This window comes from uncultured Pluralibacter sp. (genome assembly GCF_913775985.1).
Classification (GTDB): domain Bacteria; phylum Pseudomonadota; class Gammaproteobacteria; order Enterobacterales; family Enterobacteriaceae; genus Pluralibacter.
Genome location: NZ_CAJYMB010000032.1, coordinates 74,721 through 98,028, shown reverse-complemented (window position 1 = coordinate 98,028; position 23,308 = coordinate 74,721). Strand labels below are relative to the sequence as shown.

The 23,308-nt window shown below is 57.6% G+C and carries 23 protein-coding genes; 17 read left to right on the top strand and 6 right to left on the bottom strand.

Annotated features, from left to right (window positions below):
* Positions 1 to 11: 11 nt before the first annotated feature.
* The 10 genes from QZ766_RS04715 (at position 12) to phoU (ending at position 10,839) form a co-directional block, all read left to right on the top strand.
* Positions 12 to 431, top strand: a complete 420-nt coding sequence (locus tag QZ766_RS04715) for a F0F1 ATP synthase subunit epsilon (RefSeq protein ID WP_297197973.1) — start codon at positions 12 to 14, stop codon at positions 429 to 431.
* Between the two features lie 538 nt (positions 432 to 969).
* Positions 970 to 2,340 (top strand): bifunctional UDP-N-acetylglucosamine diphosphorylase/glucosamine-1-phosphate N-acetyltransferase GlmU, encoded by a 1,371-nt coding sequence (gene glmU / locus QZ766_RS04710; RefSeq protein ID WP_297197970.1) that lies wholly within the window; start codon positions 970 to 972, stop codon positions 2,338 to 2,340.
* A gap of 217 nt (positions 2,341 to 2,557) precedes the next feature.
* The gene (gene glmS / locus QZ766_RS04705; protein WP_297197966.1) at positions 2,558 to 4,387 is read left to right on the top strand and encodes a glutamine--fructose-6-phosphate transaminase (isomerizing); all 1,830 of its coding nucleotides are present in this window, start codon (positions 2,558 to 2,560) and stop codon (positions 4,385 to 4,387) included.
* A 441-nt stretch (positions 4,388 to 4,828) separates the two neighbouring features.
* Positions 4,829 to 5,512, top strand: coding sequence for a hypothetical protein (locus QZ766_RS04700; protein WP_297197963.1), 684 nt, complete (start codon positions 4,829 to 4,831; stop codon positions 5,510 to 5,512).
* 14 nt (positions 5,513 to 5,526) lie between these two features.
* On the top strand, positions 5,527 to 5,961 hold the full coding sequence (locus QZ766_RS04695; protein WP_297197960.1) for a hypothetical protein: 435 nt from the start codon (positions 5,527 to 5,529) through the stop codon (positions 5,959 to 5,961).
* 369 nt (positions 5,962 to 6,330) lie between these two features.
* Positions 6,331 to 7,371, top strand: coding sequence for a phosphate ABC transporter substrate-binding protein PstS (gene pstS / locus QZ766_RS04690; RefSeq protein WP_297197957.1), 1,041 nt, complete (start codon positions 6,331 to 6,333; stop codon positions 7,369 to 7,371).
* A 61-nt stretch (positions 7,372 to 7,432) separates the two neighbouring features.
* Positions 7,433 to 8,392: a phosphate ABC transporter permease PstC gene (gene pstC / locus QZ766_RS04685; RefSeq protein ID WP_297197954.1), complete on the top strand. Its 960-nt coding sequence runs from the start codon at positions 7,433 to 7,435 to the stop codon at positions 8,390 to 8,392.
* Positions 8,392 to 9,282 carry a phosphate ABC transporter permease PstA gene (gene pstA, locus QZ766_RS04680; protein ID WP_297197951.1) on the top strand — a complete coding sequence of 297 codons (891 nt, stop codon included), beginning with the start codon at positions 8,392 to 8,394 and terminating at the stop codon, positions 9,280 to 9,282. The genes pstC and pstA overlap by 1 nt, the downstream gene beginning before the upstream one ends.
* A gap of 45 nt (positions 9,283 to 9,327) precedes the next feature.
* Positions 9,328 to 10,101, top strand: a complete 774-nt coding sequence (gene pstB / locus QZ766_RS04675; protein ID WP_297197948.1) for a phosphate ABC transporter ATP-binding protein PstB — start codon at positions 9,328 to 9,330, stop codon at positions 10,099 to 10,101.
* A gap of 12 nt (positions 10,102 to 10,113) precedes the next feature.
* Positions 10,114 to 10,839 carry a phosphate signaling complex protein PhoU gene (gene phoU, locus QZ766_RS04670; protein WP_297197945.1) on the top strand — a complete coding sequence of 242 codons (726 nt, stop codon included), beginning with the start codon at positions 10,114 to 10,116 and terminating at the stop codon, positions 10,837 to 10,839.
* A 41-nt stretch (positions 10,840 to 10,880) separates the two neighbouring features.
* Here the strand turns inward: phoU and yieH are convergent, their stop codons facing one another.
* Positions 10,881 to 11,546, bottom strand: a complete 666-nt coding sequence (yieH, locus tag QZ766_RS04665) for a 6-phosphogluconate phosphatase (protein WP_297197942.1) — start codon at positions 11,544 to 11,546, stop codon at positions 10,881 to 10,883.
* 169 nt (positions 11,547 to 11,715) lie between these two features.
* Between yieH and QZ766_RS04660 the strand changes: the two genes are divergently transcribed.
* Positions 11,716 to 13,044: an NCS2 family permease gene (locus QZ766_RS04660; protein ID WP_297197939.1), complete on the top strand. Its 1,329-nt coding sequence runs from the start codon at positions 11,716 to 11,718 to the stop codon at positions 13,042 to 13,044.
* 47 nt (positions 13,045 to 13,091) lie between these two features.
* On the opposite strand, the gene QZ766_RS04655 is transcribed toward QZ766_RS04660, so the two are convergent.
* On the bottom strand, positions 13,092 to 13,658 hold the full coding sequence (locus QZ766_RS04655) for an NADPH-dependent FMN reductase (RefSeq protein WP_297197936.1): 567 nt from the start codon (positions 13,656 to 13,658) through the stop codon (positions 13,092 to 13,094).
* Positions 13,659 to 13,685: 27 nt separating this feature from the next.
* Positions 13,686 to 14,420: a phosphopantetheinyl transferase gene (locus QZ766_RS04650; RefSeq protein ID WP_297197933.1), complete on the bottom strand. Its 735-nt coding sequence runs from the start codon at positions 14,418 to 14,420 to the stop codon at positions 13,686 to 13,688.
* A 299-nt stretch (positions 14,421 to 14,719) separates the two neighbouring features.
* On the opposite strand from QZ766_RS04650, the gene QZ766_RS04645 reads away from it, so the two are divergent.
* The 6 genes from QZ766_RS04645 (at position 14,720) to QZ766_RS04620 (ending at position 19,260) form a co-directional block, all read left to right on the top strand.
* Positions 14,720 to 15,631, top strand: coding sequence for a metal ABC transporter substrate-binding protein (locus QZ766_RS04645; protein ID WP_297197931.1), 912 nt, complete (start codon positions 14,720 to 14,722; stop codon positions 15,629 to 15,631).
* A gap of 2 nt (positions 15,632 to 15,633) precedes the next feature.
* On the top strand, positions 15,634 to 16,425 hold the full coding sequence (locus QZ766_RS04640; protein ID WP_297197928.1) for a manganese/iron ABC transporter ATP-binding protein: 792 nt from the start codon (positions 15,634 to 15,636) through the stop codon (positions 16,423 to 16,425).
* The gene (gene sitC / locus QZ766_RS04635; protein ID WP_297197924.1) at positions 16,422 to 17,279 is read left to right on the top strand and encodes an iron/manganese ABC transporter permease subunit SitC; all 858 of its coding nucleotides are present in this window, start codon (positions 16,422 to 16,424) and stop codon (positions 17,277 to 17,279) included. Before QZ766_RS04640 ends, sitC begins: the two co-directional genes overlap by 4 nt.
* Positions 17,276 to 18,115: a metal ABC transporter permease gene (locus tag QZ766_RS04630; RefSeq protein WP_297197922.1), complete on the top strand. Its 840-nt coding sequence runs from the start codon at positions 17,276 to 17,278 to the stop codon at positions 18,113 to 18,115. Before sitC ends, QZ766_RS04630 begins: the two co-directional genes overlap by 4 nt.
* Positions 18,116 to 18,358: 243 nt before the next feature.
* Positions 18,359 to 18,802 carry a DMT family transporter gene (locus tag QZ766_RS04625; protein WP_297197919.1) on the top strand — a complete coding sequence of 148 codons (444 nt, stop codon included), beginning with the start codon at positions 18,359 to 18,361 and terminating at the stop codon, positions 18,800 to 18,802.
* Positions 18,796 to 19,260, top strand: a complete 465-nt coding sequence (locus QZ766_RS04620) for a DMT family transporter (protein WP_297198072.1) — start codon at positions 18,796 to 18,798, stop codon at positions 19,258 to 19,260. The genes QZ766_RS04625 and QZ766_RS04620 overlap by 7 nt, the downstream gene beginning before the upstream one ends.
* Positions 19,261 to 19,266: 6 nt before the next feature.
* On the opposite strand, the gene QZ766_RS04615 is transcribed toward QZ766_RS04620, so the two are convergent.
* The 3 genes from QZ766_RS04615 to yidC form a co-directional block, all read right to left on the bottom strand.
* Entirely contained in the window at positions 19,267 to 20,190 is a 924-nt protein-coding gene (locus QZ766_RS04615; RefSeq protein WP_297197917.1) for a LysR family transcriptional regulator, read from the bottom strand.
* A gap of 38 nt (positions 20,191 to 20,228) precedes the next feature.
* Positions 20,229 to 21,593 carry a tRNA uridine-5-carboxymethylaminomethyl(34) synthesis GTPase MnmE gene (mnmE, locus tag QZ766_RS04610; RefSeq protein ID WP_297197914.1) on the bottom strand — a complete coding sequence of 455 codons (1,365 nt, stop codon included), beginning with the start codon at positions 21,591 to 21,593 and terminating at the stop codon, positions 20,229 to 20,231.
* A 69-nt stretch (positions 21,594 to 21,662) separates the two neighbouring features.
* A complete protein-coding gene (gene yidC / locus QZ766_RS04605; protein ID WP_297197911.1) occupies positions 21,663 to 23,306 on the bottom strand; it encodes a membrane protein insertase YidC in 1,644 nt (547 codons plus the stop codon).
* Positions 23,307 to 23,308: the final 2 nt, after the last annotated feature.

The following is a 23,308-nucleotide window of genomic DNA, read 5'->3' as shown; positions in this document are numbered from 1 at the left end:
CGGAGGGTGATATGGCAATGACTTACCACCTGGATGTTGTCAGCGCAGAGCAGGAGATGTTTTCCGGCCTGGTTGAGAAGATTCAGGTAACGGGTAGCGAAGGTGAGCTGGGTATTTACCCGGGGCACGCCCCGCTGCTCACCGCCATTAAGCCTGGTATGATTCGCATCGTGAAGCAGCACGGACAAGAAGAGTTTATCTATCTGTCCGGCGGCGTGCTGGAAGTTCAGCCGTCAAACGTGACCGTGCTGGCTGATACCGCTATTCGCGGCCAGGATCTCGACGAAGCGCGAGCCATGGAAGCGAAACGCAAAGCGGAAGAGCACATCAAGAGCTCTCACGGCGATGTGGATTACGCTCAGGCTTCAGCTGAGCTGGCCAAAGCGATCGCCAAACTGCGCGTTATCGAGTTGACCAAAAAAGCGATGTAACACCGGCTTGAAAGTACAGAAGCCAGTCCGACTACCGGGCTGGCTTTTTTTTCGTTTGTATCCCTTGTGTGATCTTAATCACATAAATATTTGATCGGGTCAAAACGCTGGCGTAGACTCTGTTTTGTGATTTAAATCACGAAATAAACCCGCTATGCAGGATCCATACAATGAAAAAACGCTTGCACAAATTCATCGCCATGTTCAGCAATATGAGCTTCTAATAGCCTGTATTCCCGAACATTAATGACAAAGAGGCTGCCGACAGGCGGCTTTTTTTATCTTTGTCGTCTCCAGTGCTGTTACTTTATTTCGCAACTGAAAATAACCTTTAAATCAAAGGTATGAGCTGTATTTATCAACTATCCGAGCCTGAAAGCGTGATTTTTTAACCTTTACCTACAGCAATACCGCGCTTCCAGAGTAAAATTTCCCAATGCCGGATGATTTTCCAGCGGTACGTTTCGTAATGCAAAATATGTAGAATTTTCAACGCGAAAGCTATTTACTTCTTTAACTCAACGGATTCAGGACAGTTATGTCAAACAGCGTGATGAGCGTAGTGATCCTTGCGGCAGGCAAAGGCACGCGCATGTATTCCGACCTTCCGAAAGTGCTGCATACCCTGGCAGGTAAGCCAATGGTGCAGCACGTCATTGATGTCGCCGCAGATTCCGGGGCTCAAAACGTGCACCTGGTTTACGGCCACGGCGGCGATTTGCTCAAGCAAACTCTCAAAGCCGATAATCTGAACTGGGTTTTGCAGGCCGAGCAGCTCGGAACCGGTCACGCCATGCAGCAGGCGGCACCGTTCTTCGGCGATGATGAAGACATCATGATGCTTTATGGCGATGTGCCGCTGATCTCAGCCGAAACGCTGCAGCGCCTGCGCCATGCTAAACCGCAGGGTGGCATCGGCCTGCTGACGGTCAGGCTGGACGATCCTACAGGCTACGGACGCATTACCCGCGAAAACGGCAAAGTGACCGGCATCGTTGAGCAAAAAGATGCCACCGACGCCCAGCGCGAAATTCAGGAAATTAACACCGGCATCCTGATTGCCGGCGGCGCGGATCTCAAGCGCTGGCTTAGCGGGCTCACCAACAACAATGCCCAGGGCGAATACTACATTACCGATATTATCGCGATGGCCTACCGGGAAGGACGTGAGATCGTTGCCGTGCATCCGCAGCGCCTGAGCGAAGTGGAAGGCGTAAACAACCGCCTCCAGCTCTCCCGTCTCGAGCGCGAGTATCAGCGCGAACAGGCGGACAAGCTGCTGCTGGCTGGCGTGATGCTGCGGGATCCGGCGCGTTTTGACCTGCGCGGCACCCTTGCGCACGGGCGCGATGTGGAAATCGATCCCGGCGTTATCCTTGAAGGCAGCGTCACCCTGGGCGATCGGGTAAAAATCGGCGCGGGCTGCATTATCAAAAACAGCGCTATCGGCGACGACTGCATTATTAGCCCATACTCGGTGATTGAGGATGCCGAACTGCATCCTGCATGCACCGTCGGGCCGTTTGCCCGCCTGCGCCCCGGCAGCGAGCTGCTGGAAGGCGCCCACGTCGGTAACTTCGTTGAAATGAAAAAGGCGCGGCTGGGTAAAGAGTCGAAGGCCGGGCATCTGAGCTATCTCGGCGACGCCGAGATCGGCGATAACGTCAATATCGGCGCGGGAACCATTACCTGCAACTACGACGGGGCCAACAAGCATCAGACGATTATCGGCGACGATGTCTTCGTCGGCTCCGACAGCCAGCTGGTGGCGCCGGTTACCATCGGTAGCGGCGTGACTATCGCCGCAGGTACGACGGTAACGCGCGATATTAACGACAATGAACTGGTATTGAGCCGGGTGCCGATGACCCATAAAGCGGGCTGGCAGCGTCCGGTAAAACAGAAATAAGCGTTCCCGTCAGGGGACGTCAGGGATGAGGGGATAAGATAATCCCCCGCCCGCAGGCAGTACCAAAAAAATAACCCCACTCTCTACAAGGCTCGGGGTCCCGGTAACGGGCTTATCCACGTTTTTTTCACCGCGGCAATGACCGCAGGCGAAAGGCGCGGGATAAATACAGGTCAGCGACAACGCATGGCATCATGCCATCTCAGGAAATTTAACTATGTGTGGAATTGTTGGCGCAGTCGCGCAGCGTGATATTGCTGAAATCCTTCTCGAAGGACTTCGTCGTCTGGAATACCGTGGTTACGACTCTGCCGGTCTGGCAGTGGTTGATGCTGAAGGTCACATGACCCGCCTGCGTCGCCTCGGAAAAGTACAAATGCTGGCCCAGGCGGCAGCAGAACAGCCGCTGCACGGCGGTACCGGTATTGCCCATACCCGCTGGGCGACCCACGGCGAGCCGTCAGAAGGCAACGCGCACCCGCATGTCTCTGACGATATTGTGGTGGTGCACAATGGCATTATTGAAAACCACGAGCCGTTGCGCGAGCTATTGCAGTCCCGCGGATACGTCTTCGTTTCAGAAACCGACACCGAAGTGATTGCTCACCTGGTTCACTGGGAGCTGAAACAGGGCGGCACCCTGCGCGAGGCGGTACTGCGCGCGATCCCGCAGCTGCGCGGTGCCTACGGCACGGTGATTATGGATACCCGCAATCCGGATACATTGCTGGCCGCCCGCTCCGGCAGCCCGCTGGTGATAGGCCTGGGCGTAGGCGAGAACTTTATCGCCTCCGATCAGCTGGCGCTGCTGCCGGTAACGCGCCGCTTCATCTTCCTCGAAGAGGGCGATATCGCGGAGGTCACCCGCCAGAACATCACTATTTTCGATAAAACCGGCGAGCACATTCAGCGCCCGGATATCGAATCTACCCTGCAGTACGACGCCGGTGACAAAGGCATCTACCGCCACTACATGCAGAAAGAGATCTACGAGCAGCCGAATGCCATCAAAAATACCCTGACCGGGCGCATCAGCCACGGCCGGGTGGATTTGAGCGAGCTGGGCGCCAGCGCCAACGAAATGCTCTCTCAGGTTGAGCATATCCAGATTGTGGCCTGCGGCACCTCGTACAACTCCGGCATGGTGTCCCGCTACTGGTTCGAGGCGCTGGCGGGCGTTCCCTGCGACGTCGAGATCGCCTCCGAGTTCCGCTACCGTAAATCAGCGGTGCGCCGCAACAGCCTGATGATCACCCTTTCCCAGTCCGGTGAAACCGCCGATACGCTGGCGGCGCTGCGCCTGTCTAAAGAGCTGGGCTATCTCGGTTCGCTGGCCGTCTGCAACGTTCCCGGCTCTTCGCTGGTGCGCGAGTCCGATCTGGCGATGATGACCAATGCCGGCACTGAAATCGGCGTGGCCTCTACCAAAGCCTTCACCACCCAGCTTACCGTTCTGTTGATGCTGGTGGCCAAACTGGCCAGCCTGAAAGGTCAGGATGCTGCTATTGAGCAGGATATCGTTCACGGCCTGCAGGCGCTGCCGAGCCGCATCGAGCAGATGCTGTCTCAGGATAAGCGTATTGAAGCGCTGGCTGAGGACTTCTCTGACAAGCACCACGCCCTGTTCCTCGGCCGCGGCGATCAGTACCCCATCGCTCTGGAAGGGGCGCTGAAGCTGAAAGAGATCTCCTACATTCATGCGGAAGCCTACGCAGCAGGCGAGCTTAAGCATGGCCCGCTGGCGCTGATTGACGCCGATATGCCGGTGATTGTGGTGGCACCTAATAATGAGCTGCTGGAGAAGCTGAAATCCAACATCGAAGAAGTGCGCGCGCGCGGCGGCGTGCTGTATGTCTTCGCTGACCAGGATGCCGGCTTTAACAGCAGCGAAAACATGCACATCATCGAGATGCCGCACGTTGAAGAGGTTATTGCGCCGATTTTCTACACCGTTCCGCTGCAGCTGCTGGCCTATCACGTGGCGCTGATTAAAGGTACCGATGTGGATCAGCCGCGCAACCTGGCGAAATCGGTGACGGTGGAGTAAGTCATCTTCCTGCAGTAAAAATGAAAGGGTTATGTGTTCCGCACATAACCCTTTTTTAAGATATCCCGGATTGATGTTATTTCCTAATGCTGATTCAGGTCGATGTTTTTTATATTAATTTGTTTATGGTTTATCGACTAACAATATTAATTAACGTAATGCTGTTAGTCTTTTCATTTATATGTGAAGGTGTGATTTATAAGGTTGAGTTTTTGAGTTAATAATTAAATTAACATGCTCTAGTATTTTTAAAATATCTTAAGCGCTAATTAGTGAGTTTTCTTATTGCTCGCCGCTCTAATTGTATGCTATATCTTAATCATATAGTTCAATGCTGTGGGGAAATTTGAACCTATTAATAATAAAAAACCAAGGTTATTGAACTCAGGAAATAAATGTCCGATTTTTCTCTGGATACTTTAAAATAGAAAGGATGCAAGAGTGAGTAATAGAAACGATATCATTGATGGCAGTCTGGCGCATAGCCGTTCATATGGATTAATATATACTGAAGTATTGGGCTGGATCGATCTTGGGCATGCTCAGGGTTCTGATATCCGTAGTTTGTGGGGGCAAATGCTCCGTGGTGAGTCACAAAGTGCACAAACTTATGATGTTACCTATAAACAATCGATGGTTGGGCTGAAAAGGCATTTGACTATAGGTAAATCAATTACATGGAGATTAAGAAAAGGTCTGTCATATCAACAAAAGCAAAGCATAGCTCTCACCATGATGATAACTGTGGCACGAAGATTTGAGGCTCTACAAGGATCGTTTCCATTTAACTGGGCTACAGATAGTGGATTTAGTGGTGAAGATCTGGTATCGGACCTGCTCGGTTTTTATCGTGTTATGGCATGTATGAGTAATGTGTTCTACTACCTCAAACCCGTAAGTAAAGAAGAGGCGTTAAAAAGGTGGGATCATTACGGAAAGATAGGGGCATGGAAAAATGAAACTTTTAAACCATTGCTATTCCCAGCCCCGGGAAGTTTCCCTTACGGCAGACCGTACTTCGGGCACTTACCCAATTTTATGAAAGCCATTGTGCCTTATAATGGATGGTCATCGAAAGATGTGTCCATTATTGATGCCAATCGAAATGTTATTCATTTTAAATAAAAGGAGTCATTTGTATGAGAGGCTCGTTGAAAATAGCACTGTCTGTATTAGCGATTTTCTTTGTTGTTTTATATTGTGGCCTGCAATACTTTAAAATGGAATTTGCTGATAGCAGTGATTATACAGAAACGGATCGATTGGAGTATTATTTTTACACACCGAAGCTGCTGAAAAGCATGCCGCGCATTAGTAATAACTACAGCTTTCACTACAGTAATGTATCAGGGCCAAACCCGACGCTGATTTATCAGGTAAACTTTGTTGGCACAGCGGACATTAGCAAAATCGAAAAATACCTTGAGAAAAATGGATATAAAAAAGATGAGCAGTGCAGCTTCTCCCAGGGATGCTGGGTTAGGTCGGAGCCAAATATAACCGTAACGATTGAGATTGAAGACAATCCTGTCACTGTTCATATCGAGATGGTAGATAACCAAGAATCGCATTAAGAGGTCATGGTGAGCCGCCATCAAGAAGAGCTGCTGTATTGCCGACTGGTTTCGACAACAACACCGCTGAGCTGAATGTAGCTCTACCTGCATGCCCTTTATGACGCAGGAGCGTTCATATAGCGTTCTTTAGACAGGTATACTTCCCATTATGGTTTTGTCGCAGGTTTTGAAGGGCCAGTTTTATCCATTATGGACCGACCAGCCTACCGCTTCTCACGCCACGTAAATCCCAATATTTGGGAAAAGACCCTAACGGTCACACTGTCATCAAACCGTCACAATACCTGCATATAACTGTCATCAAAGTGTCCTATTTTGCTCAACATAGCTTCTAAACAACGATTTACGGACCCTGCAGGAGACATTATGAAAGTTATGCGTACCACTGTCGCAACTGTTGTCGCCGCGACCTTATCCCTGAGCGCGTTCTCTGCCCTGGCGGCAGCGAGCCTGACGGGTGCAGGTGCAACCTTCCCCGCGCCGGTGTATGCCAAATGGGCGGATACCTACCAGAAGGCGACCGGCAACAAGGTCAACTATCAGGGTATAGGCTCCTCCGGCGGCGTAAAGCAGATCACCGCTAACACCGTAGATTTCGGCGCCTCCGATGCGCCGCTGTCCGATGAGAAGCTGAGCCAGGAAGGCCTGTTCCAGTTCCCCACCGTGATCGGTGGGGTGGTGCTGGCGGTAAACCTGCCGGGATTTAAGTCCGGCGACCTGGTGCTCGACGGCAAAACGCTGGGCGATATCTACCTGGGCAAAATCAAGAAGTGGGACGATGCGGCGATTGCCAAACTGAACCCGGGCAAAACGCTGCCGGCGCAGAACATCGCCGTGGTGCGCCGCGCTGACGGTTCCGGCACCTCCTTCGTTTTCACCAGCTACCTGGCGAAAGTTAGCGACGAGTGGAAATCTAAAATTGGCGCCGGCTCCACGGTAAACTGGCCGACCGGCCTCGGCGGCAAGGGTAACGACGGCGTTGCCGCCTTCGTTCAGCGCCTGCCGGGCTCCATTGGCTATGTGGAATACGCCTATGCCAAGCAGAATAACCTGGCCTATACCAAACTGATCGATGCCGACGGCAAGGCGGTGAGCCCAACGGAAGAGAGCTTCGCTAACGCGGCGAAAGGTGCCGACTGGAGTAAATCCTTCGCCCAGGACCTGACCAATCAGAAAGGTGACAACGCGTGGCCTATTACTTCCACCACCTTCATCCTGGTGCACAAAGCGCAGACGCGGCCGGAGCAGGGCGCGGAAGTGCTGAAGTTCTTCGACTGGGCGTACAAAAATGGCGCCAAAGAAGCGAACGCGCTGGATTACGCGACGCTGCCGGATAGCGTGGTTGAACAGGTCCGCGCGGCCTGGAAGACCAGCGTCAAAGACAGCAGCGGCAAAGCGCTCTACTGATCCTAACGCATCACTCCTGAGGGCGGCTCGTTCGCCCTCAGACTAACGGAAAGCGGAATTTATGGCTGCAACCACGCCGGCATTTAACCCCCCGGGCAAAAAGGGTGACATTCTCTTCAGCGCGCTGGTCAAACTGGCAGCGCTGATTGTGCTATTGATGCTGGGCGGCATCATCGTTTCCCTGCTCATCTCCTCCTGGCCGAGCATTGAGAAATTTGGTTTCTCCTTCCTGTGGACCAAAGAGTGGGATGCGCCCAACGATACCTACGGCGCGCTGGTGCCCATCTACGGTACGCTGGTGACCTCCTTTATCGCGCTGCTGATCGCCGTTCCGGTGAGCTTCGGCATCGCGCTGTTCCTCACCGAGCTGGCCCCGAACTGGCTGAAGCGCCCGCTCGGCATTGCCATTGAGCTGCTGGCGGCTATTCCCAGCATCGTCTACGGCATGTGGGGACTTTTTATCTTCGCCCCGCTGTTCGCTACCTGGTTTCAGGAGCCGGTGGGCAACGTCCTGTCGACCATTCCGTTCGTCGGCGCCCTGTTCGCCGGCCCGGCGTTTGGCATCGGCCTGCTGGCGGCGGGGGTTATTCTCGCCATCATGATCATTCCCTATATCGCCGCGGTAATGCGCGATGTGTTCGAGCAGACGCCGGTGATGATGAAAGAGTCGGCCTACGGCATCGGCTGCACCACCTGGGAAGTTATCTGGCGCATCGTGCTGCCGTTCACCAAAAATGGCGTGATCGGCGGGGTGATGCTCGGACTGGGCCGCGCGCTGGGCGAGACAATGGCGGTCACCTTTATCATCGGCAACACCTACCAGCTCGACAGCGCCTCGCTGTACATGCCGGGCAACAGCATCACCTCGGCGCTGGCCAACGAGTTTGCCGAAGCTGACTCCGGTCTTCACGTCGCGGTGCTGATGGAACTGGGGCTTATTCTGTTTGTTATCACCTTTATCGTGCTGGCGATTTCCCGGCTGATGGTGCGCCGGTTGGCGAAAAATGAGGGGGCGCGCTAATGACCACGCTTGAGCTGCAAACCTCCGCGGCGCTGCACGCCTCGCGGCAAAAAATGCAGGCCCGCCGCCGCCTGAAAAACCGCATCGCCCTGACGCTGTCGATGGCGACCATGATTTTCGGCCTCTTCTGGCTGGTGTGGATCCTTTTCTCAACCGTAACCCGCGGCATCGACGGCATGTCGCTGGCGCTGTTTACGGAAATGACGCCGCCGCCGAACACCGACGGCGGCGGGCTGGCGAACGCGCTGGCCGGCAGCGGGCTGCTGATCCTGTGGGCCACGGTTTTCGGCACCCCGCTGGGGATCATGGCCGGCATCTATCTGGCGGAGTACGGGCGCAAGTCGTGGCTGGCGGAAATAATCCGCTTCATCAACGATATCCTGCTGTCCGCGCCGTCTATTGTGGTGGGCCTGTTTGTTTACACTCTGGTGGTGGCGCAGATGCAGCACTTTTCCGGCTGGGCGGGGGTTATCGCGCTGGCGCTGCTGCAGGTGCCGATTGTTATCCGCACCACCGAGAACATGCTCAAGCTGGTGCCGGACAGCCTGCGGGAAGCGGCCTACGCCCTCGGCACGCCGAAGTGGAAAATGATTTCGGCGATCACCTTGAAAGCATCCGTCTCCGGGATCATGACCGGTGTGCTGCTGGCTATCGCGCGTATTGCCGGGGAAACGGCACCGCTGCTGTTCACCGCGCTCTCCAACCAGTTCTGGAGCACCGACATGATGCAGCCAATCGCCAACCTGCCGGTCACCATCTTTAAATTTGCGATGAGCCCGTTTGCGCAGTGGCAGGAGCTGGCGTGGGCCGGCGTGCTGATCATTACCCTGTGCGTCCTGCTGTTGAACATTCTGGCGCGCGTGATTTTTGCGAAGAAGAAACACGGTTAATTTTAGCGGCGCGGCCAACGCGGCGCCGGATGAGGAAATACTGAGATGAGTATGGTTGAAACAGCGCCGGGCAAAATTTCCGTTCGCGATCTGAACTTCTACTACGGCAAATTCCACGCCCTGAAGAACATCAACCTGGATATAGCCAAAAACCAGGTGACGGCGTTTATCGGCCCGTCGGGCTGCGGTAAATCGACGCTGCTGCGCACCTTCAACAAGATGTTTTCGCTCTATCCCGACCAGCGCGCGGAAGGCGAGATCCTGCTGGATGGCGACAACATCCTCACCAACACCCAGGATATCGCCCTGCTGCGCGCCCGGGTCGGGATGGTCTTCCAGAAGCCGACGCCGTTCCCGATGTCGATTTACGACAATATCGCCTTCGGCGTGCGCCTGTTTGAAAAGCTCTCCCGCCCGGATATGGACGAGCGCGTACAGTGGGCGCTCACTAAGGCGGCGCTGTGGAACGAAACCAAAGACAAGCTGCATCAGAGCGGCTATTCACTCTCCGGCGGCCAGCAGCAGCGCCTGTGTATCGCCCGCGGGATTGCCATTCGTCCGGAGGTGCTGCTGCTGGATGAGCCCTGCTCGGCGCTGGATCCCATCTCTACCGGCCGCATCGAGGAACTTATCACCGAGCTGAAGCAGGATTACACCGTGGTGATCGTTACCCACAACATGCAGCAGGCCGCCCGCTGCTCGGATCACACCGCGTTCATGTATCTCGGAGAGCTGATTGAGTTCAGCGATACCGATTCTCTTTTCACCCGGCCTGCGCAGAAGCAGACCGAAGACTACATTACCGGCCGCTACGGCTGATCGGGAGTTCTCATGGACAATCTGAACCTTAACAAACACATTTCCGGTCAGTTTAACGCCGAGCTGGAGCATATCCGCACCCAGGTCATGACCATGGGCGGGCTGGTGGAGAAGCAGCTTTCCGATGCCATTACGGCGATGCACAACCAGGATAGCGAGCTGGCGCACCGGGTGATTGACGGCGACCGGCAGGTCAACATGATGGAAGTGGCGATCGATGAAGCCTGCGTGCGCATTATCGCCAAGCGCCAGCCCACCGCCAGCGACCTGCGGCTGGTGATGGCTATCATCAAAACCATCGCCGAGCTGGAGCGCATGGGCGACGTGGCGGATAAAATCTGCCGCACCGCGCTGGAGAAGTTCTCCAAACAGCACCAGCCGCTGCTGGTCAGCCTGGAGTCGCTGGGCCGCCACACGGTGCAGATGCTGCACGACGTGCTGGACGCCTTCGCACGCATGGATCTTGATGAAGCGGTGCGTATCTACCGCGAAGATAAGAAGGTCGATCAGGAATATGAAGGCATTGTCCGCCAGCTGATGACCTACATGATGGAAGACTCGCGCACCATTCCCAGCGTGCTGACCGCCCTGTTCTGCGCCCGCTCTATCGAGCGCATCGGCGACCGCTGCCAGAATATCTGCGAGTATATTTTCTACTTCGTGAAGGGTCAGGACTTCCGCCACGTGGGCGGTGACGCGCTGGACAAGCTGCTGGCGGGAAGCGATCCCAAAGAATAACGGACCGGCCTTCTCCCGCGCGGAGAAGGCCGCTGGCGCATTTAGCGGGTTATCTGCCAGCCGCGCGCCTGCCACAGGGCAGGCAGCTGATCCAGTGCGGTAAACGTCGTCACTTTCGGGTGGCTAATCGGCTTATTGTGCGGATCGGCGCAGAAGTAGAACACCTCCATGCCCGCCGCCACGCCGGACTGCGCGCCGGCGACGGAATCGTCCACCAGAATGCAGTTCTCCACGTTCACCTTCATCGCTTTTGCCGCATGAAACATCAGCGCCGGATCGGGCTTCCAGCACTGAATGTCGTAGCCGCTGTACAGCGCATCCGGGAAGTGGTGCAGCATGCCGGTATTGCCCAGCGAATGCTGCATTTTGCTGACCGGCCCGTTGGAGACCACGCACATCGGCACCGTAATGGCGTCCAGCAGCGCGGCGGCGCCGGGAATAACCTCCAGCTCGCTGTCAAACAGGCGCGCCACTTCCGCGCGGTAAATCTGCTCAAGCTCCGGTTTGTTCAGGCTTACGCCGCGCTCTGCGCTAATGGTGTCGATAATTTCGTAGAGCTTAACGCCCTTAAAACGCTTGAAAACCTCGTCGAGATCGAGGGCGATATCAAACGCCTTAAACATATGCACATAGGCGCGGGAACAGATGACTTCACTGTCGACCAGCGTGCCGTCACAGTCGAAAAATACTGCTTCAATTTCGGACATGCTCTTTCCTGTTATCGTAAGTTTAACGTTTTCGTAATAAAAAATGCGCCGCGCAATCGTTGCCGTATAAGCAAATTCGATGAAAAAAAGTGGGCTGCCAATGTCCTTATTGTCGCATTTTGGTATAGGATAGCGACGATTTTTTCCCTCCTTTCTCTGGAACCAGAAGATGAGCCAACAACATTCCACCCAGGCTTCGGGTCTGCTCGAGCGCGTGTTCAAACTGCGCGATCACGGTACCACCGCCCGTACCGAAGTTATCGCCGGGTTTACCACCTTCCTGACGATGGTCTATATCGTTTTTGTGAACCCGCAAATTCTGGGCGTAGCCGGCATGGACACCAGCGCCGTCTTTGTCACCACCTGCCTTATTGCCGCTTTCGGCAGTATTTTAATGGGCCTTTTCGCCAACCTGCCGGTGGCGCTGGCGCCGGCGATGGGGCTGAACGCCTTTTTTGCCTTTGTGGTGGTTAAAGCGATGGGGCTGCCGTGGCAGGTGGGCATGGGTGCCATCTTCTGGGGCGCCATCGGGCTGCTGCTGCTGACTATTTTCCGCGTGCGCTACTGGATGATTGCCAATATCCCGGTCAGCCTGCGGGTAGGTATCACCAGCGGTATCGGACTGTTTGTCGGCATGATGGGCCTGAAAAACGCTGGGGTGATTGTTTCTAACGCCGATACGCTGGTCAGCATCGGTAAGCTCACTTCCCACAGCGTGCTGCTGGGCGTGCTGGGCTTCTTTATTATCGCCATTCTCGCCTCGCGGAATATTCACGCCGCGGTGCTGATCTCGATTATTGTCACCACCGTCCTCGGCCTGCTGCTGGGCGACGTGCAGTACGGCGGCATTGTGTCCCGTCCGCCGGACGTGACCTCGGTTATTGGTCACGTGGACTTGATGGGATCGCTGAACGTTGGCCTGGCCGGGGTGATTTTCTCTTTTATGTTGGTCAATCTGTTCGACTCTTCCGGCACCCTGATGGGCGTGACTGACAAAGCGGGACTGACCGACGAGAAAGGCAAATTCCCGCGCATGAAGCAGGCGCTGTACGTCGACAGTATCTCTTCCGTGGCGGGCTCGTTTATCGGTACCTCTTCCGTCACCGCCTATATTGAGTCTACCTCCGGCGTTTCCGTCGGCGGGCGCACCGGTCTCACCGCGGTGGTGGTGGGCATTCTGTTCCTGCTGGTGATTTTCCTCTCGCCGCTGGCGGGCATGGTGCCGCCTTACGCTGCTGCCGGGGCGCTGATTTACGTCGGCGTGCTGATGACCTCAAGCCTCGCCCGCGTGAAATGGGACGATCTGACCGAAGCGGTTCCCGCCTTTATTACCGCGGTGATGATGCCGTTCAGCTTCTCGATTACCGAAGGGATTGCGCTGGGCTTTATCTCTTACTGCGTGATGAAAATCGGCACCGGCCGCCTGCGGGATCTCAGCCCGTGCGTGGTGATTGTGGCGCTGCTGTTCGTATTAAAAATCGCGTTTATCGACGCCTGATGGCGTCTGGAAATGAAAACCCGCAGCCGTCCGGCCGCGGGTTTTTTTTAGGCTCTGACCCGGCGAATATAGTCCGCAAAGGCGCTGAGCTGGCTGGAAAGGTGTTCCATCGTGGCCGGATCGACAATCTCGTCGGTCTGCGGATCGACTTTATTCTGAATAATTCCGCCCATAAACTCTGGCTTGTTCATCACCATCGCGTCGAGGAAAACCAGGATCTGGCGCAGGTGATACTGGCAGCGCGCGCCGCCGATGGCGCCCATTGAGTTGGTCTGGATCAGCACCGGCTTGCGCGCCAGCGGCTGTTCCGCCACGCGTGACAGCCAGTCGATGGCGTTTTTCAGGCCGCCCGGCACCGAGTAGTTATATTCGGGGGTAACGATCACTACGCCGTCCGCTTCGCGGATCAGCGCGGCAATCTCTTCAACCCGCTGGGGCACCCCTTCTTCTTCCTGAATATCGGCATCGTAAAGCGGGATCGCGGCAATCGATGGCAGTTCAGAGATCGTCATCCCCTCCGGCGCGAGCTTCGGCAGTGCGCGAGCCACAATGCCGTTAAATGAGCCTTTGCGCAGGCTCCCGAGCAGGGTAACAATCTTCAAATCGTCTGACATGATTACTCCTTTTTTCATCATGGTAAGTTAACTGAGTATAGGTGTTCTCTCTCCCGGCAGGCTGGTAAAGCGCATCAGACTGGCGGAAGGCTCGCTGGCCCTGAGGGAGATGTCGGGCAGTCCGCGCCAGCCGCTGCCGCTGTCAAACTCCCAGATTTTAAGCCTTTCAATGGCGGGAGAGGCCGCCACTGACCACACCAGCACATCCTCCGCATCGCAAATCGCTTCCACCGGCGCCCGCTCGGCGGTGCTCAGGCGCCCGGCGCCCGGCAGCAGCTGGAGCCGCTCGGGGCTGACGCCGAGCTTTAATACGCTCTGGCGCAGGGCCAGCATCTGGGTTCTGGCTTCTTCGGGATCGCTCTGGTTCTCGATCCACAGCGTTTCAGCGCGGCTAAGAGGTGTGATGTTCGCGCTGTCGTCCACAGGAGCGCGTCGGGTGGCCGGCTGAAGCGCCATACCCAGCCCGCACTCGCTGACGGTAGACAGCGCCACGCCGACAATATTCCCGGCATAGGCGATGGAAAAGCGCGGCTGGCTGCTGCCGGTAAATTCAGGTTTGCCGCCGTCGCGGGTGACGATATCGGGAAGCTCGGCGGTGCCGTACAGCATAAAGATGAGTTCAGCCAGCAGCGTCCGGGCGGCGAGAAAGCGCGCCCGCAGGTGCGCCGGCAGCGCTCTCGCCTGCGCGTGGCAGTCCGGGGATAGCCGGGCCGGCAAAAGATGTCCGCAGTTCAAAATCCCTCTAGCAAAGTGCGTCGCCATTATGTCGCTCCATGATTAATGGTCTGTGAATCAGCAATGATAAGAATAACTATCAATTAAACCAATGTGTTTTGATGATGAATAGCTTTCGTGAATAAATTTCGATCAAATTCGCGCTGGCGCACGGGTCGCCTGCCTCATTTTGACCATTAAAAGCTTGCAGGGTTGCGGTGCAGAAGGGGATTACGCACTGCATTAGTGTGGAAATGATTATTATTTTCATTAAAAGATAGCTTGTGCTATAAAAAATAGCTCAGGCTATAAATGCGCTTTTTATAATCACTTGCTGAGGTCCCACTATGTCCCCGATCGCCGCTGTTCGGGCTCTGATCCTCGGAGCCGCTATTGTTTCCACCTGCACGCTTTCGGCGCAGGCGCAGGAAAAATTCAAGGTTATCACCACCTTTACCGTCATCGCCGACATGGCTAAAAACGTTGCCGGAGACGCGGCGGAGGTCAGCGCCATTACCAAACCCGGCGCGGAGATTCATGAATATCAGCCGACGCCCGGCGACATCAAGCGCGCTCAGGGTGCCCGGCTAATTTTGGTGAACGGCTTAAATCTCGAGCGCTGGTTTACGCGCTTTTATCAGCACCTCGACGGCGTGCCGGAGGCGGTGGTCACCACCGGCATCACGCCCATCGGCATCACCGAAGGGCCCTATAACGGCAAGCCCAACCCGCACGCATGGATGTCTCCGGACAACGCGCTTATCTACGTGAATAACATTCGCGATGCGCTGGTGAAATACGATCCAGCGCATGCCGACGTCTACCGGCGCAACGCCGAGGCCTACAAGGCGCAAATCAGCAGTCGGGTGGCGCCGCTGCGCGCGCAGGTGGCGACGATCCCCGAGGGGCAGCGCTGGCTGGTCTCCAGCGAAGGGGCTTTCTCCTACCTCGCTCGCGACCTCGGCCTGAAAGAGCTGTACCTGTGGCCGGTCAACGCCGACAGCCAGGGCACGCCGCAGCAGGTGCGCAAGGTCGTCGATCTGGTGAAAAAAAATCATATTCCCGCCGTCTTTAGTGAGAGCACCGTGTCCGACAAGCCTGCCCGCCAGGTCGCCCGGGAAACTGGCGCGCACTACGGTGGCGTGCTGTACGTTGACTCTCTCAGCGCCGCGGACGGTCCGGTGCCTACCTACCTCGATCTGCTGACGGTGACTACCGGCACGCTGGTGAAAGGGCTGAAAGAGGGCATGAAGGAGTGAGCATGGGAGAAGCCGCAGGCATCAGCGTCACCGACGTCACCGTCACCTACCGCAACGGCCACACTGCGCTATACGACGCCAGCTTCGAGATCCCGGGCGGCTCCATCGCCGCCCTGGTGGGGGTAAACGGCGCCGGAAAATCAACGCTGTTCAAGGCGATCATGGGCTTTGTCCGCCCCGCGCGTGGCCGCATTGCCATTCTCGGGATGGAAACAAATCAGGCGCTGCGTAAAAATCGGGTCGCCTATGTGCCGCAGTCCGAAGAGGTGGACTGGTCTTTCCCGGTGCTGGTGGAGGATGTGGTAATGATGGGGCGCTACGGGCACATGGGCCTGCTGCGCATCCCGAAAGCGGAGGATCGCCGGATAGTCACCGAGGCGCTGGAGCGGGTCGATATGGCCGGGTTTCGCCAGCGCCAGATTGGCGAGCTCTCCGGCGGCCAGAAAAAGCGCGTGTTTCTCGCCCGCGCTATCGCCCAGCAGGGACAGGTGATCCTGCTGGATGAGCCCTTTACCGGCGTGGACGTTAACACCGAGGCCAATATCATCACGCTGCTGCGGGCGCTGCGCGACGAGGGTAAAACGCTGCTGGTCTCGACGCACAACCTCGATGCCGTTACGGCATTTTGCGATCGCGCGGTGATTGTCAAAGGGACGGTGCTGGCCAGCGGGCTCATCGACGCGGTCTTTACCCCGGAAAATCTGGCGCGGGCTTTCGGCGGCGCGCTGCGTCCGGTGATATCGGGCGACAGCGAAGCGCTGGCAGCCGTTCGCCGCGCGGGAGGGATGCGGTGAGCGCGCTGCTGGAGCCGTTTAGCTACGACTATATGCTCAACGCCATGTGGGTCTCGGCGATGGTGGGTGGCTTGTGTGCGTTCCTCTCCTGCTACCTGATGCTCAAGGGCTGGTCGCTGATGGGCGATGCGCTGTCTCACGCCATTGTGCCCGGCGTAGCGGGTGCCTACATGCTGGCACTGCCGTTCTCGCTGGGCGCTTTTTTCTCCGGCGGGCTGGCAGCGGCGGCGATGTTATTTCTCAACCAGCGCACCCGGCTGAAAGAGGATGCGATTATCGGGCTGATCTTCTCTTCGTTCTTCGGGCTGGGGCTGTTTATGGTTTCCCTTAACCCGACGGCGGTCAACATTCAGAGCATTGTGCTCGGCAACATTCTGGCGATCGCGCCGGAAGATATTCTCCAGCTGGCTATCATCGGCGGTGTCTCGGCGATGGTGCTGATCTTTACGTGGAAAGATCTGCTGGTGACCTTTTTCGATGAAAATCACGCCCGCGCTATTGGCCTGCGCCCGGCGCGGCTGAAAGTGCTGTTTTTTACCCTGCTGGCGGTGTCCGCTGTGGCGGCGCTGCAAACTGTCGGCGCGTTTCTGGTCATCAGCCTGCTGGTGGCACCCGGCGCCACCGCGTGGCTGCTGACCGACCGCTTTCCTCGCCTGCTGCTGATCGCGGTACTTATCGGCAGCGTGACCAGCTTCCTCGGCGCCTGGGCCAGCTACTATCTGGACGGTGCCACCGGCGCGATTATCGTGATTGCCCAAACGCTGCTGTTTCTGCTGGCGTTTGTCTTCGCGCCCCGGCACGGTGTGCTGGCCGCGCGGCGCCGCAGCCGACAGATACCGGAGGTGCAGCCATGATAAGCCTGCTGCTGGAGCCGCTGTCGTTTGGTTTTATGCGCACCGCGCTGCTGGTTGCCCTGGTGGTGGCGGTTCCCTGCGCGCTGCTGTCGGTGCTGCTGGTGCTGAAGGGCTGGGCGCTGATGGGCGACGCTATGAGCCACGCGGTGTTTCCCGGCGTGGTGCTGGCGTGGATGCTGGGGCTGCCGCTGGGCGTCGGCGCGTTTGCCGCCGGTTTGCTCTGTGCGCTGGCGACCGGCTACCTGAAGGACAATAGCCGCATCAAGCAGGATACGGTAATGGGGATCGTCTTCTCCGGCATGTTCGCCAGCGGCCTGCTCCTCTATCTCGCCGTCAGGCCAGAAGTCCACCTGGACCACATCCTGTTTGGCGATATGCTGGGGGTTAACGCGGCCGATATTGTGCAGGCAATGGTGATTGCCGCAGCGATTGCGCTGGTCTATGCGCTAAAGTGGCGCGATTTGATGCTGTTTTGCTTCGATCCGGTACAGGCGCGCGCCAGCGGCCTGCGCGTGGGGTGGCTGCACTACGGACTGCTGTGTCTGGTGGCGCTGGCCATCGTGGCGGCGCTAAAGGCGGTGGGTATTATTCTGTCGGTTTCGCTGCTTATTGCCCCGGGGGCGATTGCCATCTTGCTTACCCGCCGCTTCCACCGCGCGCTGCTGCTGGCGGTGGCAGTGTCGGTGCTGGTGTCGCTGTGCGGCGTGTATCTGTCGTTCTTTATCGACAGCGCGCCCGCCCCAACCATCGTGGTGCTGTTCGCGCTGGTTTTTATCCTCGTTTTCCTCATGACCAGCTTGCAGACGGCGCGGCGGGAGAGGGCGAGGCACCACTAGCCCGCGCGCCGGGGCTAACCTGTGCAGATCCTGCATAAGTGATGTTCCCGGCGGCGGGTTTTTCAATTCATTCCGCGACTTACAATGAGCCTCATCGCTGCGGCGACTCACTCTATTACCGATGAGGCATCCATTCATGTTTCCTTTCTTTGTACCTGATCCTCGACGGGCGGAGCAGGCGAATGACGTCCGTGTCCGATCCGGCATAACCCATGCGGTATCCGCCGCGGGGAGGGCAGCATCATGAACCTATTCTCTGTATTGCTGGTGGTCTTCGCCGGTATGGGGCTGTCATTTGAAGCAGGCCTTCTGGGGCCGCTGGGCGAGCAGGTCGGACACCTGTGGGCCACGCTGAGCATCTTTGGGGTTGGCGCCGCGCTGCTGTGGCTGCTGCGCTTTTTTATTCCGCAAAAGCCGTTCCCCGGCTGGCAGGCGGTGCCGCGCTGGCAGCTGATCGGCGGCTTTCTTGGCCCGATATACGTGGTTGCGCTGACCCTGTCGACGCCGGTGCTCGGGGTGGCGATGACCATGATCTGCGTACTGTTTGGCCAGGTAACTAAAAGCTTCGCCATTGATTATTTCGGCTGGTTCGGCATGCCGAAGCGCGCCATGCGCCCGCTTCGGGTCGCGGCGCTGGGCTTTATCGCCCTCGCCCTGATTTTCACTTATCTGGGAGCACAATCATGATCCTGATTATTCTGCTGGCGATAGCCTCGGGGATGGCACTCAGCATGCAGGCGGCGGTCAACGGCCAGCTCGGCGAGCGCGTCGGCGTGGTGCAGAGCGCTTTGCTGACCTTTTCCGTGGGCGCGGTGGTGACGGCGCTGCTGATCTTCTTCTTCGCCCCGCCGGCGTCGGCAACGCTGCTGAACGTGCCGAAGTGGCAGCTGGCGGGAGCCCTGTTCGGCATTGTTTATATGCTGGTGATGGTGGCTGCGATCCCGCGAATAGGCGTGGCTATTGCCACCGTGGCGACCATTCTGGGCCAGATGGTGATGAGCCTGCTGATCGATACCATGGGATGGCTCGGCAACGCGCCCATCGCTTTTAACTTCTGGCGACTTGCGGCGATGATCGCGGTAGCCTGCGCGCTGGCGTGCATCTATCTCGCCAACCGCCCGCAGGCGCGGGGAGAAAAAACGTAACGCCGTTCAGACGGTATCCCAGTAGCAGGGCGAGCCGTACTTCTGCGCCAGAAAATCAATAACCACTCTGACTTTAGTGGCCAGCCGATCTGTTTCCAGATAGAGCGCGGCAATGGCCTGCTGCTCTATGCTGGTAGAGACAGCGTAATCGGTCATAACCGGACGGAGCTGGCCGCTTTTCAGCGCGTCGCCGATAAGCCAGCTGGGAAAGACTACCAGCCCGGCGCCGTCCACGGCGCTCTGCACCAGTGAATCGGCGTTATTACTGTAAAGCGTGCCGCTGACGTCATAGGGCTGCGGCCTGTCGCGGCCGATAAACCAGCGCTGCAGCCCGTGCCTGCCCTTAAAGACCAGGCAGTTATGCTGCGTCAGATCCCCGGGCGTCGCGGGCTCGCCGTGGCGATGCAGATACTCCGGGCTGGCGGCCATCAAAAAGCGCTGCTGGCCGAAGGTCTTCATTTTCAGCGAGGAGTCCTGCGATACGCCGATACGGATCAGCAGGTCGATTGATTCGGCCGCCGGATCGATAAAGGTATCGGTTTGCAGCAGTTCCACCCGCAGCAGCGGATAGCGCTCGAGAAGCTCGGCCAGATAGGGCGCAATGTGCCGTCTGCCAAAGGCGACCGGCGCGCTGATCCTGATGGTGCCTCGCGGCGTGTCGGCCCGCTGCTCAATCTGCCCCACCGTTCGCTCATACTGCTGCAAAATATCCGCGCACTGCCGGGCAAAGGCCTGTCCTTCTTCCGTGAGCGACAGCGCGCGGGTATGGCGATGCAGCAGCTTTGCGCCGACCTTCTGCTCCAGCTGCGCCATCTTGCGCGATACCGAGGAGGGCGTCATGTCCTCCCGGCGGGCAACCTCCGAGAAGCTGCAAAACCGGGTGGTCATCAGAAACAGCTTCATTTCCTGAAGCGAAACGTTGTAGTTCACCGGTTACCTCTTTGCGCGGCGGGCGGGCTGTCCGCGCGTTATTTACCAATACAGAAGCTGGAGAAGATGCGTCCCAGCAGGTCGTCAGAGGTGAATTCGCCAGTGATTTCGCTCAGGCTCTGCTGGGCCAGGCGCAGCTCTTCGGCCAGCAGCTCGCCGGCCCAGGCGCCGACCAGCTGGGCCTTGCCCTGCTGCAGGTGATCTGCGGCGATTTCCAGCGCCTGCAGGTGGCGGCGGCGGGCGAGGAAGCCGCCCTCCATGTTGGTGTCAAAGCCCATGCTCTGCTTGAGATGGTTGCGCAGGACATCAATCCCGTCGCCCTGGCGCGCCGAGAGGCGGATTAGCGAGTGGCCATTCACTTCCGTCAGGCCCGCGGCTTCACCGGTCATGTCGGCTTTGTTACGCACCACGGTAATCGGTAAATTCTCCGGCAGGCGGGCGATAAAATCGGGCCAGATGTCCGCCGGATCGACGGCCTCGGTAGTGGTGCTGTCCACCATAAACAGCACCCGGTCGGCCTGGGCTATCTCCTGCCAGGCGCGCTCGATGCCGATGCGCTCCACTTCGTCGCTGGCGTCGCGCAGCCCGGCGGTGTCGATGATGTGCAGCGGCATGCCGTCGATGTGAATGTGCTCGCGCAGCACGTCGCGGGTGGTACCGGCGATATCGGTGACGATCGCCGCCTCGCGGCCGGCCAGCGCGTTGAGCAGGCTGGATTTACCGGCGTTGGGCCGTCCGGCGATCACTACCTTCATGCCTTCGCGCAGCAGGCTGCCCTGGCGTGCCTCGGCGCGTACGGCATCCAGATCGGCCATCACGTCGTTGAGCTGGGCCTCAATTTTACCGTCCGAAAGAAAGTCTATCTCTTCGTCGGGAAAGTCGATGGCGGCCTCTACATAGATCCGCAGGTGAGTGAGCGCTTCCACAAGATGGTTAACCCGGGCGGAAAACGCGCCCTGCAGCGAGCTCATGGCCGAGCGCGCCGCCTGCTCGGAGCTGGCGTCAATCAGGTCGGCAATCGCTTCTGCCTGGGCCAGGTCGAGCTTGTCATTGAGAAATGCCCGCTCGGAGAACTCGCCCGGATTGGCGATGCGCACGCCGGGTAGGGTCAGAATACGCTTGAGCAGCAGATCGAGAATGACCGGGCCGCCGTGGCCCTGCAGCTCCAGCACGTCTTCGCCGGTGAACGAGTTCGGGCCGGGGAACCATAACGCAATGCCCTGATCCAGCGTGTTGCCCTGCGCGTCGCGAAACGGCAGATAGTCGGCGTAGCGCGGCTTGGGCAGCTTGCCCAGCACCGCCTGCGCCACGTCGGCGGCTTTCAGGCCGGAGATGCGCAGAATGCCGACGCCGCCGCGTCCGGGAGGCGTTGCCTGAGCGATAATGGTGTCGTTATGGTTCATGGCTTTTCTCTTACTCTTGAAATGAAAAAAGGCGGTCATCTGACCGCCTTTTCGCTATTGCCTACCGAATCAGGATTTTTTCTTATCGCGGCTGTGCAGCCCGCGCTTCTCCAGACCACGGTAAATCAGCTGCTGCTGCAGGATGGTCACCAGGTTACTGACGATATAGTACAGCACCAGACCGGACGGGAACCACAGGAAGAAGACCGTAAAGATGACCGGCATAAAGGTCATGATCTTCTGCTGCATCGGGTCGGTCACGGTGGTTGGCGACATCTTCTGGATGAAGAACATCGTTACGCCCATCAGGATCGGCAGAATGTAGTACGGGTCCTGCGCGGACAGATCGTGGATCCACAGGGCGAATGGTGCGTGGCGCAGCTCAATGGAGCCCATCAGCATGTAGTACAGCGCAAGGAAGATTGGCATCTGGATAACCAGCGGGAAACAGCCGCCCAGCGGGTTAACCTTCTCAGCTTTGTACAGCGCCATCATCTCCTGGCTCTGACGCTGCTTGTCGTCGCCCAGGCGCTCGCGCATTGCCTGAATCTTCGGCTGCAGCATGCGCATCTTCGCCATCGAGGTGTACTGCGCCTTCGTCAGCGGATACATGATGCCGCGCACGATAAAGGTGATGACGATGATCGAGAAGCCCCAGTTGCCGAGGAAGCTGTGGATAAATTTCAGCAGTTTAAACAGCGGCTGAGAGATGAACCACAGCCAGCCGTAATCCACGGTGAGATCCAGGTGCGGCGCCACAGCGGCCATTTTGTCCTGAATTTCCGGGCCGACCCACAGGGTGCTGCCTACGGTTGTTGCCTGACCCGGCTGAACCAGCGTCGGCTGAGACTTATAGCCGATAGCGGCAACGCCGTTGCCCAGGTTAGCGGTGTAGAAGTTGCTGGTGCTGTCGCTGCGCGGAACCCACGCGGTGGCGAAGTACTGCTGCAGCATCGCAACCCAGCCGCCTTTGGCGCTCAGGTTCAGGTTTTCGTTATCGGCAATGGTATCGAACTTATACTTCTCGTATTTTTCGTCCGGCGTAGAGTACGCCGCGCCGCGGAAGGTGTGCAGCGCGAAGTTGCTGCTGCCGGTATCGCGGTGAGAAGGCAGTTTGATGGACTGTTTCAGCTGGCCGAACGTGGAGATTTCCAGCGGCTTGTCGCCCACGTTCTTCACGTTGTAGTCAACGTTCACCGCGTATTCACCGCGCTTGAACACGAAGTTCTTGGTGAAGGTGTTGCCTGCTTTGTCGGTATAAGTCAGCGGGATGGTCAGCGTGTCCTGGCCGTCTGCCAGCACAAACGCATCTTTATCAACGTTATACAGCGGACGCGGGCCGTTAGCCGGGTTATCCGGGCCGTCGCGACCGGTCAGGCCGCTCTGCGCCTGGTAGATAAACTCAGGTGTGGTTTCCAGCAGCTGGAACGGTTGGTTAGAGCCCAGCTCTTTCGGGTACGCCAGCAGATGCGCCTGCTCAACATCACCACCGCGGGTGTTGATGGTCAGCTCGAGCACGTCGGTCTTAACGGTAATCAGTTTCCCCTGGCCACTGGCCGGTACGCCCTGGTCGGCGGCGCTACCCGCTGCGGTGGTCGTAGTCTGCGTGGTCTGCTGCTGGGGCTGAGGATTTTTATCCTGCTCCCATGCCTGCCAGATCATGAAAGACACGAACAACAAAGCGATGACTAGAAGATTGCGTTGCGAATCCATCG